Origin of the sequence: Bordetella sputigena (assembly GCF_965137885.1) — a bacterium.
Classification (GTDB): Bacteria; Pseudomonadota; Gammaproteobacteria; order Burkholderiales; family Burkholderiaceae_B; genus Bordetella_C; species Bordetella_C sputigena.
In genome coordinates this window covers 1-15,492 of sequence record NZ_CBCSCA010000020.1, presented here as the reverse complement: position 1 = coordinate 15,492, position 15,492 = coordinate 1, and the positions used below count along the sequence as shown (strand labels likewise).

The 15,492-nt window shown below is 68.7% G+C and carries 11 protein-coding genes; 3 read left to right on the top strand and 8 right to left on the bottom strand.

The genetic code is table 11. The features are described from left to right. Positions 1-33: 33 nt before the first annotated feature. The 6 genes from ACNA0R_RS25795 to ACNA0R_RS25770 form a co-directional block, all read right to left on the bottom strand. The gene (locus tag ACNA0R_RS25795) at positions 34-2,877 is read right to left on the bottom strand and encodes a bifunctional transaldolase/phosoglucose isomerase (RefSeq protein WP_415828929.1); all 2,844 of its coding nucleotides are present in this window, start codon (positions 2,875-2,877) and stop codon (positions 34-36) included. Then, complete coding sequence (tkt, locus tag ACNA0R_RS25790) at positions 2,874-4,973, bottom strand: transketolase (RefSeq protein WP_415828928.1); 2,100 nt, start codon at positions 4,971-4,973, stop codon at positions 2,874-2,876. Before tkt ends, ACNA0R_RS25795 begins: the two co-directional genes overlap by 4 nt. Positions 4,974-5,127: 154 nt before the next feature. Continuing rightward, entirely contained in the window at positions 5,128-5,838 is a 711-nt protein-coding gene (locus ACNA0R_RS25785; protein ID WP_415828927.1) for an ROK family protein, read from the bottom strand. 236 nt (positions 5,839-6,074) lie between these two features. Beyond that, a complete protein-coding gene (locus tag ACNA0R_RS25780) occupies positions 6,075-8,261 on the bottom strand; it encodes an acetate--CoA ligase family protein (protein ID WP_415828926.1) in 2,187 nt (728 codons plus the stop codon). A gap of 13 nt (positions 8,262-8,274) precedes the next feature. Beyond that, positions 8,275-9,066: an enoyl-CoA hydratase/isomerase family protein gene (locus tag ACNA0R_RS25775; RefSeq protein WP_415828925.1), complete on the bottom strand. Its 792-nt coding sequence runs from the start codon at positions 9,064-9,066 to the stop codon at positions 8,275-8,277. 54 nt (positions 9,067-9,120) lie between these two features. Next, a complete protein-coding gene (locus tag ACNA0R_RS25770) occupies positions 9,121-10,113 on the bottom strand; it encodes a Bug family tripartite tricarboxylate transporter substrate binding protein (protein ID WP_415828924.1) in 993 nt (330 codons plus the stop codon). A 287-nt stretch (positions 10,114-10,400) separates the two neighbouring features. Between ACNA0R_RS25770 and ACNA0R_RS25765 the strand changes: the two genes are divergently transcribed. Beyond that, positions 10,401-11,240, top strand: coding sequence for an IclR family transcriptional regulator (locus ACNA0R_RS25765; RefSeq protein ID WP_415828923.1), 840 nt, complete (start codon positions 10,401-10,403; stop codon positions 11,238-11,240). Positions 11,241-11,335: 95 nt separating this feature from the next. On the opposite strand, the gene ACNA0R_RS25760 is transcribed toward ACNA0R_RS25765, so the two are convergent. Next, complete coding sequence (locus ACNA0R_RS25760; protein WP_415828922.1) at positions 11,336-12,133, bottom strand: 2-keto-4-pentenoate hydratase; 798 nt, start codon at positions 12,131-12,133, stop codon at positions 11,336-11,338. Between the two features lie 251 nt (positions 12,134-12,384). On the opposite strand from ACNA0R_RS25760, the gene ACNA0R_RS25755 reads away from it, so the two are divergent. Next, the gene (locus ACNA0R_RS25755; protein WP_415828921.1) at positions 12,385-13,068 is read left to right on the top strand and encodes a PepSY-associated TM helix domain-containing protein; all 684 of its coding nucleotides are present in this window, start codon (positions 12,385-12,387) and stop codon (positions 13,066-13,068) included. Here the strand turns inward: ACNA0R_RS25755 and ACNA0R_RS25750 are convergent. Continuing rightward, entirely contained in the window at positions 13,065-14,234 is a 1,170-nt protein-coding gene (locus ACNA0R_RS25750; protein WP_415828920.1) for a methyltransferase, read from the bottom strand. The two genes, ACNA0R_RS25755 and ACNA0R_RS25750, sit on opposite strands and share 4 nt — an antisense overlap. A gap of 189 nt (positions 14,235-14,423) precedes the next feature. Between ACNA0R_RS25750 and ACNA0R_RS25745 the strand changes: the two genes are divergently transcribed. Continuing rightward, positions 14,424-15,446, top strand: a complete 1,023-nt coding sequence (locus ACNA0R_RS25745; protein WP_415828919.1) for a YVTN family beta-propeller repeat protein — start codon at positions 14,424-14,426, stop codon at positions 15,444-15,446. Positions 15,447-15,492: the final 46 nt, after the last annotated feature.

Here is a 15,492-nt window from a genome sequence, read left to right as displayed (position 1 = left end):
CGGTCCGGAAAACCAGGGCCTGCTCGCCCCGGATCAGTTTGTCACCTGCTTGACGGCCTTGGCCAGGCGGGCCAGGCCGCTTTCGACGTCGCCGCCCTTGATGTGCACGCGCAGATAGCGCCGGCCGCGCTCGGCCAGCACCTGCAGGTCGCCGGAAGCCTGCGCCGCCTGCACCGTGCCGAAGCTGATCCTGCGCCCCGGGATGGGCAGATCGCGCGCCGGGTCGGCGGTGATCTGCAGGAAGACGCCGCTGTTCGGGCCGCCCTTGTAGGCCTGGCCGGTGGAATGCAGGAAGCGCGGCCCGAAGCCGCCGACCGTGGCGACCTTGCGGCGGTCGCGCACCGTGGCGCGCAGGCTGGCGATCTGCCGTTCGTGCGCGGCGTTGCGCGCGACGTAGGCCAGCACGGCGGCATAGTCACCCTGGTCCAGACGCGCCAGGTGGGCGCCCAGCACGCCTTCGACGGTGCCGTCCGCCGCCAGCGACTTGTCGCCGTAGAAGGCCAGCTCGCCGTCTTCGGCGATGGGCGTTTCGGCCGGCAGCTGGCCGGTTTTCTCGTAGGCGTCGGTCAGGGCGCGCGTCTTGACCTTGCTGGCTTCGACGTCGGGCTGGTCGAAAGGATCGATGCCGATGACCGCGCCGGCAATGGCGGTGGCCACTTCCCAGCGGAAGAATTCCTGGCCGATGGCGGCCGGGCGCGGCAGCGTGATGCGGATGACCGGCTGCCCTGCCGCGGCCAGGGCCTGCACCTTGGCGTCGAGCTGCGCGGTGTCGTCCTCGGCGCAGCGCAGATAGGCGAACAGGCGATCCTGGCCGTAGACGTCCGGCGCGCCTATGGGTTCCAGGTCCACCGGCACGATGCCCTTGCCGTGCTTGCCGGTGGACTCGGCCAGCAGCTGTTCCAGCCAGGAGCCGATGCTGGCGACCGCCGGCGAGGCGAAGATGGTGACCTTGTCGCGGCCGGCGCGGGCGGCTTCGCCCAGGATGGCGCCCAGGCGCACGCCCGGGTTGACCGCCGGCGGCGACGACGGCCCGCAGGCGCGCACCATGGGCTGCGTGGTTTCCAGGAAGTGCGCGACGTTATGGCCCATGACGCCCAGCGGCACCAGGCCGAACACCGACAGCACCGAATAACGGCCGCCAATGGTCGGATCGCCGTGGAAGATGGCGCGATAGCCGGCCTGCCTGGCGGCCGCTTCCAGCTTCGAACCCGGATCGGTGATGGCGATGAAATGCTTGCCGGCGTTTTCCTGGCCCACCGCCGCCGCGGTGGCGGCGTGGAAGTGCGCGTTGAGAATTTCCGGCTCCAGCGTGGAGCCCGATTTACTGGACACGATGAACAGCGTGCGCGCGATGTCGATGCCGCGTTCCACGGCGCAGATTTCTTCCGGATTGGTGGAATCCAGCGCGTGCAGGGCCAGGCCCTGGCCCGATTCGCCCATCGTCTGCGCCAGCACTTCCGGCCCCAGGCTGGAGCCGCCCATGCCGAGCAGCACGGCGTGCGTGTAGCGTTCGGCCTGCAGGTCGCGCGCCAAGGCGGCGACGGCCTGGGCATCGACCTGCTTGCCCTGGCCGGCGGCCAGCCAGCCCACCCAGCGGTCTTCCTGCTGACCGGTCCACATGGACCCGTCGTGCCGCCACAGGCGGCGCGCCCAGCCGTCGGCGCGCGCGCGGTCCAGGCATTTGTCGACGGCTTCGGCCAGCGGCTTGGGCAGTTCGTAGGCCACGCCATTGATCTGCTCGCCCAGATAGCTCAAGCGTTTGGCCGCCACCGCGCCGAGAAGGGCGTCGAAAGCGTCGGAAAATTGCTTGGTGCCGTCTTCCACCAGTTCGCGGGTGACCCCGTCCAGGTCCAGTCCCAGTTTCTGCGCGTCTTCCAACTGCCGGCGCGCTTCGTCGACGTCGCGCGTGAGCGTGGTCTCGACGGTGCCGCTTTCACGGAAGGCATCCATGGTGCCGGACGGCATGGTGTTGACGGTGTCCGGCCCGATCAGTTCGTCGATATAGAGGGTAGCGGGATAAGCGGGATTCTTGGTGCCCGTGGAGGCCCACAGCAGGCGCTGCGGGTGCGCGCCTTTCTGCGCCAGCGCCTTCCAGCGATCCTCGCCTATCAGTCCAAGGTAGTCCTGGTAGGCCAGCTTGGCGTTGGCGATGGCGATCTTGCCCTTGAGCGCGTTCAGGCGCTCGGCATCGGCGCCCGGCTTTTTCAGGGCTTCGTCGATGTTCTTGTCGATGCGGGTATCGATGCGGCTGATGAAGAAGCTGGCCACGCTGGCCAGCCTGTCGACCGGCTTGCCCGCCTTGGCGCGGGCTTCCAGGCCTTCGATATAGGCCAGGGCGACGGCGCGATAGGCGTCGCGCGAGAACAGCAGCGTGACGTTGACGTTGATCCCGTCTTCGATCAACTGGCGGATGGCCGGCACGCCTTGCGGGGTGCCGGGCACCTTGATCATCAGGTTGGGACGGTCCACGGCCCGCCACAGGCGGCGCGCTTCGTTCAGCGTGCCTTCGGTGTCGTAGGCCAGGTAGGGCGAGACTTCCAGGCTGACGTAGCCGTCCTTGCCGTTCAGGCGGTCGTACACCGGCCGCAGCGCGTCGGCGGCGTTCTGGATATCGCGCACCGCCAATTGTTCGTACACGTCGCCCGGTTCGGCGTCGGCCTGGTACAGGATGGCGTGCAGCTGCTCGTCGTAGGATTCCCCATGGCCCATTGCTTTTTCGAAGATGGAGGGGTTGGATGTGACGCCGGTCAGGCTGTCTTCGCGCACCAGTTTTTCGAGTCCGCCCTGCGCCAGGAATTCACGGCTAAGGAAGTCCAGCCATATGGCCTGTCCGGCTTCCGCCAGCCGGACCAGCGGGTTTTTTGTCGTTTGGTTCATTGCGTACTCCTTTTCTCTTGAACCTGCTCGCGCGCGGCGCGAACCACATTTTCCACCGTGAAGCCGAATTTCGCCTGCAGCTTGGCGATGGGCGCGGAAGCGCCGAAGGTGCGCATGGCAATGGTTTTGCCTTTCGCGCCGACGTAGCGGTCCCAGCCCATGTAGCCGGCCTGCTCGACGGCCACGCGGGCGGTCACGTCCGGCGGCAGCACGCTGTCGCGATAGGCCTGGTCCTGCTCTTCGAACAGATCCCAGCTGGGCATGGATACCACGCGCGCCGCGACGCCGTCGGCGCGCAGTTGATCATAGGCCTGCAGGCACAGGGAGACTTCGCTGCCGGTCGCCATCAGGATGACTTGCGGCTGTTGCGGGGCGCAGTCGGCCAGGACGTAGGCGCCACGCCGCAGGTCGGCGGCGGGGGCATACTTCGAGCGGTCGAGGGTGGGCAGGGGCTGGCGGGTCAACACCAGCGCGGTGGGGCGGTTGGTCTGCTGCAGCGCGACCTTCCAGGCCTCCACGGTTTCATTGGCGTCGCAGGGACGCAGCACGCGCATGCCCGGGATGCCGCGCAACTGCGCCATCTGTTCCACCGGCTGGTGGGTGGGGCCGTCTTCGCCCACGCCGATGGAGTCGTGGGTGAAAACGAAGATCACCGGCAATTCCATCAGCGCCGCCAGCCGGATCGGCGGCTTCATGTAATCGCTGAAGATCAGGAAAGTGGCGGTATAGGGACGCACGTGCGACAGCGCCATGCCGTTGGCGATGGCCCCCATGGCGTGCTCGCGCACGCCGAAGTGCATATTGCGGCCGCCATAGTCGTCACGCTCGAAGCTGCCGGCGCCGTCGAAGGTCAACTTGGTCTTGGTGGACGGCGCCAGGTCGGCGGCGCCGCCCATCAGCAGGGGAATGTGCTTGGCGAAGGCGTTCAAGGCCTTGCCGCCGGAGTCGCGGGTCGCCAGGCCCTTGGCGTCCGGCGGGAAGACCGGCGCTTCGCTGTCCCAGCCCTCGGGCAGCTGGCCCTGGCGCATGCGGTGCAGCTCTTCATGCTTGGCGGGGTCCTGGGCCTTCAACTGCTCCAGGGTTTTGTTCCATTGCGCGTAGGCCGGCTGGGCGCGCGCGGCCAGGGCGTCGCGCAGGCGGTCGCGGACTTCGTCGGGCACCAGGAACTGCGCGTCCTCCGGCCAGCCATAGGCCTTCTTGGTCAGGCGCACTTCTTCTTCGCCCAGCGCTTCGCCGTGGGCGGCGGCGGTGTTGTGCTTGTTGGGGGCGCCGAAGCCGATCACGCTGTCGACCACGATCAGCGTGGGGCGGTCGGTGGTGGCCTGGAACTGGCGCAGCGCGGCGGCCAGCGCCATGCGGTCGTTGGCGTCGGTGACGTGCAGCGTGTTCCAGCCATAGGCGGCGAAGCGCGCGGCGACGTTCTCGCTGAAGGCCAGGTCGGTATGGCCTTCGATGCTGATGGTGTTGTTGTCGTAGATCCAGCACAGGTTGGACAGGCCCAGGTGGCCGGCGATGGAGGCCGCCTCGCCCGATACGCCTTCCATCATGTCGCCGTCGCCGCAGATCACGTAGACGTTGTAGTCGAAGACCTCGCGTCCCGGCGCGTTGAAGCGCTGCGCCAGGTGGCGCTGGGCGATGGCCATGCCCACGCTGTTGGCGCAGCCCTGGCCCAGCGGGCCGGTGGTGGTTTCCACGCCGGTGGTCATGCGGTATTCGGGATGGCCGGGCGTTTTGGAATCGAGCTGGCGGAACTGTTTGATGTCATCCAGGCTGACGGCCGGCTTGCCGCTGGGCTTGCCGTCGGCATCGATCTCGATCACGCCGCCCAGATGCAGCAGGCCGTACAGCAGCATGGAGGCATGGCCGGCCGACAGCACGAAGCGGTCGCGGTTGGGCCAGTCGGGATGCGCGGGGTCGTAGCGCAGGAAATCGTGCCATAGCGTATAGGCGACGGGCGCCAGCGCCATGGGAGTGCCGGGATGGCCGGAATTGGCTTTCTGGACCGCGTCCATGGCCAGGGTGCGCAACGTATCGATGCACAGCAGGTCCAGCTTTTCGTCACTGCGCGCGGGATCGGGGGACGGTGGGGTATTCATGAGACCTCTCTCTGGCGGAAACGCGGACAAACCGGCTTCGGGAGCAATCGTCATGCCCGTATGGCCGCCGGTGGACCAGGGGCGTCTTGCGCGTCGGCGGCCTGGCGCGGGGCCGTCGCGGTGGTGTGCTCAAGGGCTGTTCATGGGGACCCGCTCATGGGCGGCGCGCCTTGCGCCACAGGGCGGCGCCGCCTTCCAGGCCGGCGTCGTTGGAGCCGATCTTGATATGGCTATCGGCGGGGAAATCCAGGCGCGCGGCATTGCCGCCGCCGATGTAGATGCGATCCGGCATGAACAGTACTTCGATCAGTTCGATCGCCCGCCGGACCCGTCGGTTCCATTGTTTTTTGCCTAGCGTTTTGCGTTTGGCTTCGCCCAGGTATTCGTCGTAGGTTTTGTCTTTATGTATGGGATGGTGGGCCAGCTCCATATGCGGCATGAGTTCGCCGTCGCGGAACAGCGCCGTTCCCACGCCGGTACCCAGCGTCATCACGAATTCCAGGCCGCGGCCGCTGACCAGGCCCAGGCCCTGCATGTCGGCGTCGTTCAGGAGATGGGCGGGCTTGTTGCCGAAGGTGCGCGAGATCGCCTGGCGCAGCGCGAAGCCGGCCCACAGGCTGGTGTCCAGGTTCGGCGCCGTCAGGACTCTGCCTTCGCGCACCACGCCGGGGAAGCCGATGGAGATGCGGTCGAATTCGGGCAGCCCCGCCACCATGCGCTTGAGGTTTTCCAGCAGGACCTTGGGCGGGCAGGGATGGGGGGTGGGCACGCGGACGCGCTCGGCCAGCATCTGACCTTTGTCGTTGATGACGGCGGCCTTGAGGCCGGTTCCGCCGATGTCGATGGCCAGTATGCCGGGCTTCATGCGTCATGTGCTCCTGGGACAATGAGCCGCGCGGAAAATCCGCGCGGCTCTGCCGTAAGGTACACCAAGAGTTTGACGGATGGTATCGGCGCCCCTGGCTAGCCGGGGCGCCTGGCACGCCGCGCCCAGCACGCCGCGCCCGGCCGGGCGCACCGAGCAGGCCGCGCCTGGCCGCGGGCGCCCGGCCCGAGGCGGCCGGCGGCGTGGCCGCCGTGGTCCGGGCGTTGAAGACGCGTTTACTTCAGGATAGCGACGCCATCGGCGGCGCGCACGCCGCGGCCTTCTTCCTGGACGAACAGCGGGTTGATTTCCGCTTCCACCAAGCGGTCGCCCAGTTGCACCGCCATGGCCGCGAAATTCAACACCGCGTCTTCCAGGGCCTGGACGTCGGCCTTGGGCCGGCCGCGATAGCCGTCCAGCAGCGACCAGGACTTGAGCGAGCGCAGCATGTCGCGCACGGTGGCGCGGTCCACCGGCAGCAGGCGCAGCGCGGTGTCCTGGAACAGTTCGGCGGTGACACCGCCCAGTCCCACCAGCAGGGTCGGCCCCAGCTGCGGATCCCGATGCACGCCCACGATCATTTCCACGCCGGCCGCCATCTCCTGCAGCAGATAGCCTTCCGGCTCGATGCCGGTGCGCTGCCGCACGCGCGCCGCCATGGCCTCGATCGCCTCGCCGACGGCCTGCGGCGCGACGCCGACCGCGACGCCGCCGGCTTCGGTCTTGTGCGTGATGCGGCTGGACAGGACCTTGAGCACCACGGGGCGGTCGAAGGTCCGCGCCTCGCGCTGGCCCTCGGCCGCGTCCGCCACGGCGCGTTCGCCGACCGACGGGACGCCGTAGCTGGCGAACAGGGCGCGCGCCTGGGCTTCGTTCAGGGAGCCGGAGGGCAGGCCGGCGGGGTTGACACCCGGCGCGCCGCCGGCGGCATGCGCCGCCGCATCGCCTCCGGCGTTCGCCGCGTTCGCGGCACTCGCGCCGCCAGTGGCGGCCGCGGCGCCCTGGGCCGCTGCGCCGCTCCCGGTGCCCGCGTCGGCGGCGACTGACCCGGCGTTCTCGCGCGCCGTGCGCGCCAGCATGGCCGACAGCACCGCCGCGAAGCTTTCCGGCGCCGTAAACGCCGGTGCGCCGGCACGATTGACGTTGGCCAGCACCGCCGGCGCGTAGGGGCTCACGTACGCCAGCACCGGCTTGTCGCTCTGGTCCAGCGATGCGGCGATGGCGCCCGCCGCCAGCGCCGGCTGCGCCAGCGCGGACGATCCGACGATGGTGATGACCGCATCGTAATCGGGGCTATCGAGCAGCGTGGCGATGGTACTGCGCAGCAGCTCCGGCTGCAGTCCCGCCAACGTGACATCGATGGGGTTGCGGTCCAGAACGATCTGGTCATTTTTTTGCAGATCGCGCAGCCGCGCCGCGGTCTCGGGGCCGGGCGGCGGGGTTTCGAACCCGGCCACGCCCAGGCTGTCGGCCACCAGCGTGCCGGCGCCGCCGGTCGACGTCAGGATGGCGATGCGCTTGCCGCGCAGCGGCCGGCGCGTGGCCAGCGCGGCCGGGATATCGAGCAGGTCGGCGAAGGTCTGGGCGCGGATGGCGCCCACCTGGTTGAACAGCGCGTCGTAGACGCGGTCCTCGCCGGCCAGCGCGCCGGTATGCGAAGCCGCGGAGCGCGCCCCGGATTCGGAGCGGCCGACCTTGTAGACGACGACCGGCTTGCCGGCGCGGGCTGCCTTCAACGCGGCCTGGCGGAATTTTTCGGGATTGCGCAGGCCTTCCATGTACAACGCAATGACCTGCGTGGCCGGATCGTCGGCCAGATGGTCGACGAAGTCGGCCGCTTCCAGGTCGACCTCGTTGCCGGTGGAAACGAGTTTGGAGAAACCCAGGCCGGCCGCCGCCGCGCGCGACAGCAGCGAACCCAGGATGCCGCCGCTTTGCGACACCACGGCGATGCCGCCACCCTGCAACGCGTCCATTTCCAGCGCGCCGCTGGCGCACAGCATGATGCGATCGGTCAGGTTGACCAGGCCGATCGTGTTCGGCCCCAGCAGCCGCATGCCGCCCGCGGCTTCCTTCAGCGCCTGCTGGCGGCGCGCGCCGCTTTCGCCGGTTTCGCCGAAGCCGCTGGCCAGCACGATGGCGGCCGGCGTACCGCGCCGCGACAGCGCGCCCACGGCCTCGATGGCGCGGTCCGGCGCCACCAGCACCAGGCCGACGTCCGGCACGCCCGGCAGGCTGTCGATGTCGGGATAGCAGGTCAATCCACCGACCTGGTCGGCGCGCGGGTTGACGGGATAGATCGTGCCGCCGTAGCCGTGCTTCTGCAGATAGGCGACGGGGCGGCCGGCGGTCTTGCTGGCGTCCGCGGAGGCGCCGATGACGGCGATGCTGCGCGGATGGAGCAGGGTATGGATGGCGTTCATGGGTCAGCCTGCCTCAGCTCTTTTTCGCGGATTTATCCAGGAAGGCCTGCACCGATGCCTGGTGTTGTTCGGTGGTGTAGCAAATGGCCTGGGCCTGGCTGCCCATCTGGAAGACCTGTTCCGCGGTCAGTTCGAAGGTCTGGTTCAGGATGGCCTTGCTCAGGGCCAGCGCGGCGCTCGATCCGGCGCTGAGCGCGCGCGCCCAATCGCAAGCCTGCCGCAGCAACTCATCGGCCGGGGCGACGCGGTCGGCCATGCCCAGGGCGTGGGCTTCTTCCGCCGTTACGGTGCGGCCGCTGTAGATCAGCTCCTTGGCCCGTTGCAGGCCGACGCGGCGCGGCAGGAAATACATGCCGCCGCCATCGGGTATCAGGCCGCGCAGGATATAGGTCATGGCGAAGGTCGCGCTGTCGGCCGCCATCACGAAATCGCAGCACAGGGCCAGGTCGCATCCCAGCCCTGTCGCGGCGCCGTTCACCGCGGCGATGGTGGGCTTGGTCAGGTTGTGCAGGGCGGATATTGCGTGGTGGGTGCGCTGCTGGCGGCTCCAGCCGTTGAAGGCGACCTGGCCGGCCGGCGCCGCCATGCGCTCGCGCATGCCGCGGATGTCGCCGCCGGCGCAGAAGGCCTTGCCGGCGCCGGTCAGCACCAGCGCGCGGATGGCGTTGTCGCGCGTCACCTGGTCGAGCATGGCGATGAAGTCCTGGCGCATCTCATCGTCGATGGCGTTGCGGACTTCCGGGCGGTTCAGCGTGATGACGGCGATGCCGTCATCGACCTGCATTTGTAGGGTGGGATTCGACATGATCTCTTCTGTGCGAGCCGCGGCTCATAGTCGGGTTGAATAAGGGGAAAGGCGCTATTGTTCGGCGATGCCGGCGTCCTTGATGATCTTGTCCCAGCGCCGCGCTTCACCGCGAACGAAGGTGTCCAGCTGCGCCGGCTCGCCGACATTGATCACCAGCCCTTCTTCCTCCACATTGCGGCGGAAGCCGGGGCCTTGCACGGCGACCTTCAGCGCGGCATTCAGCCGGGCGATCACATCGGGCGGCGTGCCGGCGGGGGCATAGATGCCGTACCAGCTTTCCACCACGTAGCCCGGCACGCCGGCCTCGGCCACGGTCGGCCAGTCCGGGTGCGAGGGCGAGCGCTGCGCCGACGTCACGGCCAGCGCGCGCAATTGGCCGTTCTTCACCAGCTGCGCCACACTGGAAACCGTGGAAAACATCATGTCGATCTGGCCGCCCATCAGGTCGGTCAGCGCCGGGCCGGACCCGCGGTAGGGCACGTGCACGATATCGACCTTGGCCAGGCTCTTGAACATCTCGCCGGCCAGGTGGGCGGAGGTGCCGTTGCCGTAGGAACCGAAGGTCAGCTTGCCGGGATGCGAGCGCGCATAGGCCAGCAGCTCCTGCACCGTTTTGAACGGCGCCTTCGGCGACACCACCAGCACGTTGGGCGAGCGGCCGATCAGCGCCACCGGCGCAAAGGCCTCGAAGGTGGAGTAGGGCAGCTTCTTGTGCAGCGCCGGGTTGACGGCGTGGGCGAAGGTGGCCAGCAGCAGCGTGTAGCCGTCGGCCTGCGCCTTGGCGACCGCTTCGGTGCCGATGATGGTGCTGCCGCCGCCGCGGTTTTCCACGACCACCGTCTGGCCCAGGTCCTGCGTCATGCCCTCGGCCAACTGGCGGCCCACCAGGTCGGTGCCGCCGCCCGGAGGAAAGGGCACGATCAGACGGATGGGGCGTTCGGGATAGGCCGCGCGCGCGGCGGGGGATGCCAGGCCGAACAAGGCAAGGCAGCTGGCGGCGAACGCAAGCGCGCCGCGCCGGGAAATGGACAAGCAGGAAGTCATGAGTGTCTCCAAAACGCGCCCGCCTGTAAGCAACGTGGATGTGGCCGGTCAGGTGTTGCCGGCCGGATGCGGCCGGCCGGGTGCGGCAGGCCTGGCTCGGCTGGCCCTGTGCCGACTGCCAGGCACGGCGGCTCGGGTCGCGGCTGACCAGGCGCGGCCGGGGNCCGGGCGCGCGGGGCGGGCGCGATCGTCTTTTGCGATGCGGCCAGTTTAGGTGACAATGTCGCGCGCAGCTCGCAAGCATTTCCACCTGATGGAAATGCTTGCGGCCTGGCCCCGGATGCCTCATGCCGCCTTCCCGTCAGCCCAAATCCGCCCCATCGCCCTCCGCCCGGCCCGCTTCCGCGCCGGCGCGGTCGGCGCGAGGGCGATCGCCCGCCAACCGTTCCCTGGAGCGCGGCATCGCCTTGCTGCGCGCTTTTCGTCCCGGCCTGGAAGTATTGGGCAATGGCGAGCTGGCCGAACGCACCGGCCTGTCACGCGCCACCGTCAGCCGCCTGTCGCAGACGCTGGTGCGGACGGGTTTCCTGGAATATGAGCCGGCGCTGCGCGCGTATCGCCTGGGGGCGCCGGTGCTCAGCCTGGCGCATGCGATGCGCAGCGGTTCGCCCATCATGAAAGTGGCCGCGCCATGGATGCGCGAGCTGGCGCAGGCGCGCCGCATCAACGTCGGCATCGCGGTGGCCGATGGCGACGATATGGTGTACCTGGAATCGGTCCGCTACAGCCGCAAGGTGTCCTTGCGCAGCGTGGTGGCCGGGCAGCGCGTGCCTATCGAATTGACGTCGCTGGGCCGCGCCTACCTGGCCGCGCTGCCGGACGCGGCGCGACGGGCGTGGACCGCCGCCATGATGGAAAGGCGGCCCGGCCACGGCCAGTCGCTGGCCGACGAAATCGAATCAGCGTGCGCCGGCGTGCGTGCGACGGGTTACTGCGTCGCGGCCTGGCAGCCCGGCGTAGTGGCGCTTTCGACACCGCTGGTATTGGGCAATGGCGCCATCTATGCCTTGAATGTCAGCCTGGCGACCGCCGAACCGGCCGCCGCCGTGGCCGCGTCGCTGGCCGAGGACCTGCTCGACCTGAAGCGCCGTATCCTGGCCGCGCTGGAGCAGCGGGCAGGGGGCTAAGCCCGGCGCCCTACGACCGCGGCGCCCCCCGCCAACCCCACGCCAGCTAAAACACCGCCGGACCGGCACGGGAACGCTCCGGCCCGGCGGCGTCTTCAGGCGCGCCCCGGCGCCACTTGCGCGCTCAAGGTCTGTCCCAGGAAACGCGCGCTCAGGTCCGTCTTTCCGGGGGCGATATCGAAAGGCTTGGCAACGGCCCCCGTCGTGACCACGTCGCCGGCCCGCAGCGTCAGCCCGTGATAGCAGGCATGATCGAACAGATAACGCAGCATCTGCGTCGGGTCGATACCGTCATCGCCGCTCAGTCCCGTGCCCAGCGTCTGTCCGTCGGCCTGCACCGCCGCCGTGGCGACGCCGCGCTGGATGGCGGCGGCGTCGATTTGCGGTCCCAGGATGGAGGCCTCGAAGCCCACGCTATCACCCACGAAACTGGGCCAGCCCACCGCCCGCCGGTTGATGAAGCGCGACAGCACCAGCTCGAAAGCGATATGCGTCGACGACACGGCCTGCATCGGATCGGCCGGCGCCGCGCCCGGCGCGATATCCCGGCCCAGGATGAAGGCGATTTCGAACTCCACGGTGATCGGCGCCTGGCACAGTACCTGTACCGTCGCGCCATTGTCGTAGCGATGGCCGGCCAGCACGCGGCCGACCAGCGGCCGCTCCGTGCCCGCGGCCTGCATGGCGGCGACGCTGCCCACGCCCAGCTTCCAGCCGGCTTCGCGGTCGCCCGTCTCCGCGGCGTAGGTCTTGATGAAAGCCTCCTGCAGCGCGTAGCCCTCGGCCAGGTTGCGCGGGCGGATATCGGCGGGAATCTCGCTTATCTGGCGGCCCTCGCGCCACGTCCGCGTCAGCAATGCGGCGGCCGGGGCCGGATCAAAAACGTCGGTCACAATGAACTCCTCCTACGGTGATGGCTGCCGTCATGCATCGTTATCGGCTGCGCGGGCCGCGCTGACGGTCGGCCTCCATCTTAATCCTGTCCCGATTTCCGGCACGTCGCGTCCGAGCCACGCCGGCCGCGCTTTATTCGATGGCCGTGAGGAAATGAAGGTGAGATGCAATATCATTAGCATTTTTCAAAAGACGCCAACCCGACGCGCCCGCCATCACGGCCACGGGCGCCGGCAAGGCGCTCCACCCGATGAGCCACATCCTGACCCCCGATACAGCCGCCTCGCGCCGCGCCGATCCCGCCCATGCCGCCGCCCATCGCCGCGGCGTCTTCCTGAAATGGCTGCGCAAGGCCCATAGCTGGATCGGCCTCTGGGGGGCCGTACTGGGCCTGCTGTTCGGATTGACGGGATTCTTCCAGAATCACCGCGCCGTCATGAAGATCAACACGGGCGCGCCGCAGGTCTCCAATGTGCAATTGCCGCTGCCCGTGCCCGCGCCCGCCACGCCCCAGGAAATGGCCGCCTGGCTGCAGGCGGAACTCAAGCTGCCCAAGCCGGCCGAACGCATCCAGCGCGATCCCGCCAGGCCGGTGGCCTGGGGCGACAAGGCCGTCGTGCAGCCGGAACACTGGCAGGTGGCCTTCCGTTCGCCCAAGACCATCGTCCAGGCGGAGTACTGGGCCGGAGCGGGGCAGGTCAGCGTGCGCCGCATGGAGCCGGGCCTGCTCGCCACCCTGGAGAACCTGCATCGCGCCAATGGCGTTACGGCGGCCTGGGTCCTGATCGCCGATACCATCGCCGGCGGGATGGTGCTGCTGTCCATCACCGGCGTGCTGCTGTGGACCGGCCTGAACCGCCGCCGCACCGTGGGCGCCGGCATCCTGGCGGTTTCCATCGTGGCGACCCTTTGGATCGCCGCCAGTACTGTCTAGGCGGCGGAGTCGCGACGGCGCAAGCGCCACAGCGAAGTCACTTCCTTGACGCGCGCCGCGTGCAAGGGATCGTCCGGATCGGCCGCCTTGCCATGCACGGGCCTGGTATCCAGCTTCCCCGCCACGGCCAGCCCCGCCGCTTCTATCCATTGCAGCAGCTCGTCACGCGTGCGCAGCCGCAGATGTTCCGCCAGGTCGGAAAGTATCAGCCAGCCTTCGCCGCCGTCGGCCAGGTGCGCCGCCAGGCCCCCCAGGAAACCGCGCAGCATGCGCGAATCCGGGTCGTAGACCGCATATTCCACCGGTGCGGTAGCGCGGGCCGGCACCCACGGCGGATTGCACACCACCAGCTGGGCCTGTCCTGGCGGGAACAGATCCACGCGTTCCAGGCGCACCTGATCCAGCAGCCCCAGGCGGTCCAGGTTTTCCCGCGCGCAGGCCAGGGCGCGCGGGTCCTGGTCGGTCGCCACCACCCGCCGCACGCCGCGCCGCGCCAGCAGCGCCGCGACCACGCCGGTGCCCGTGCCGATGTCAAAGGCCACGTCCACGTCGCGGCCCGCCGGCCCCGGCAGGGGCGCCCGCGCCACCAGCTCCAGGTATTCGCCCCGCACCGGCGAATAAACACCGTAATGCGGATAAATGCGCGCGCCCAGGGCGGCGATCTCCACGCCTTTTTCACGCCATTGCCGCGCGCCGACCACACCCAGCAATTCGCGCAGCGATGCGACATAGGGCCGCCCGGCATCGCCGTACACGTCGCGGCAGGCCTGTGCCACGTCCGGCGCGCGCCGTAGCGGCACCACGTGCCCGGCGTCGAACGGAATCAGCAGCATGCCCAGCGCGCGGGCCCGTTGGGCGCGCGCCTGCCGGTGCAGATGGAATGCTTCGGGAAAATCCGCCGCCCGCTTTTTCGCCGCCGGACGCCGGTCGATGCGCCGCGCCAGGGCTTGCAGCAACTGCCGGGCGTTCTGGAAGTCGCCGCGCCACAGCAGCGCGGTGCCCTCGCAGGCCAGCCGATACGCGGTATCCGCGTTCATGCCGTCGTCCGCGAGCACCACCCGCCGCGGCGGCGGGGCGCCGCTTTCCGAACGCCATTCCGCGTGACGATCGACGCCGTTCTCCGTCCAGGACACCTGGAGCGGCTCAGGTAGAGCAGGGGAGTTCATCGTGTGCGCTGTTCGCGACAGGTCCGCGAGCGGGCCTGGATGATGGGACTGGCCGCACGGTCGTGTTGCGCCGGCGGAATAACTTGATATTTTACGTGCCGGCAGCGAACTTTCCGGCGGCGGGCCGCTCCAATCCGCGGCGCGTATGTCAAAATTCAGGGCGCTTTCACCCGATACTGCGAGATCCTTTTGAATCGTTTGTCTTTTGCCTGCGGCGCCGTGCTCGCCGCCTGCCTCGCGTTCGTTGCCCCCGCCCAGGCCCAGGGCCAGGCCGCCCGCCCCACCCACAACGATCCGATCTTCGTCCTCAATTCCCTGGATGCCAACGTCAGTGTGATCGACCCGGTCACCTACAAGGAGATCCGCCGCCTGCCTACCGGCAAGGAACCGCATCACCTGTATTTCTCGCCGGACCAGAAGTCCTTGATCGTGGCCAATTCGGTCGGCAATTCGCTCACGCTGATGGATCCGCGCACCGGCCAGATCCAACGCACCATCACGGACATCGTCGATCCGTACCAGCTGCGCTTCTCGCCCGACATGAAGTGGTTCGTCACGGCGGCCAACCGCCTCGACCACATCGACATCTACCGATACACCCCGGACGCCAACGGCTTCAACCTCAAGCTGATGAAGCGCGTGCCGGCCGGCAAGACGCCCAGCCATATCGGCATCGACAGCAAGAGCACCACGGCCTACGTATCGCTGCAGGACAGCGACGAAGTCGTGGCCATCGACCTGGCCACGCAGGAAAAGCGCTGGACGCTGCCGGTGGGCAAGACCCCGGCGGACGTCTACATCGTTCCCGGCGACAAGGTCATGCTGGTCGCCCTGACCGGCGACAGCTACGTCGAAGCGTACGACCTGACCAGCCCCGGCAAGCCCAAGCTGATCACGCGCATCAAGACCAACGCCGGCGCCCATGCCTTCCGCATCCAGGGCGATGGCCAGCACATCTTCGTCAGCAACCGCGCCGCCAACACCATCAGCCGCATCGACTTCAAGAACCTGAAGGTGGTGGCGGAATACCCGGCGCCGGGCGGCCCGGACTGCATGGACCTGATGGCCGACGGCAAGACCCTGCTGGTCACCTCGCGCTGGGCGCGCAAGCTGACCTTCATCGACATCGACAAGAAGGAAGTCGTGCGGCAGATCAATGTGGGCCGGTCGCCGCACGGCGTATGGACGCTGGATCATGTCGCGATGCACTAGACGCGCTTCGGCCGCGCNGTGCGGCCTGCTGGCCACGGCCCTGGCC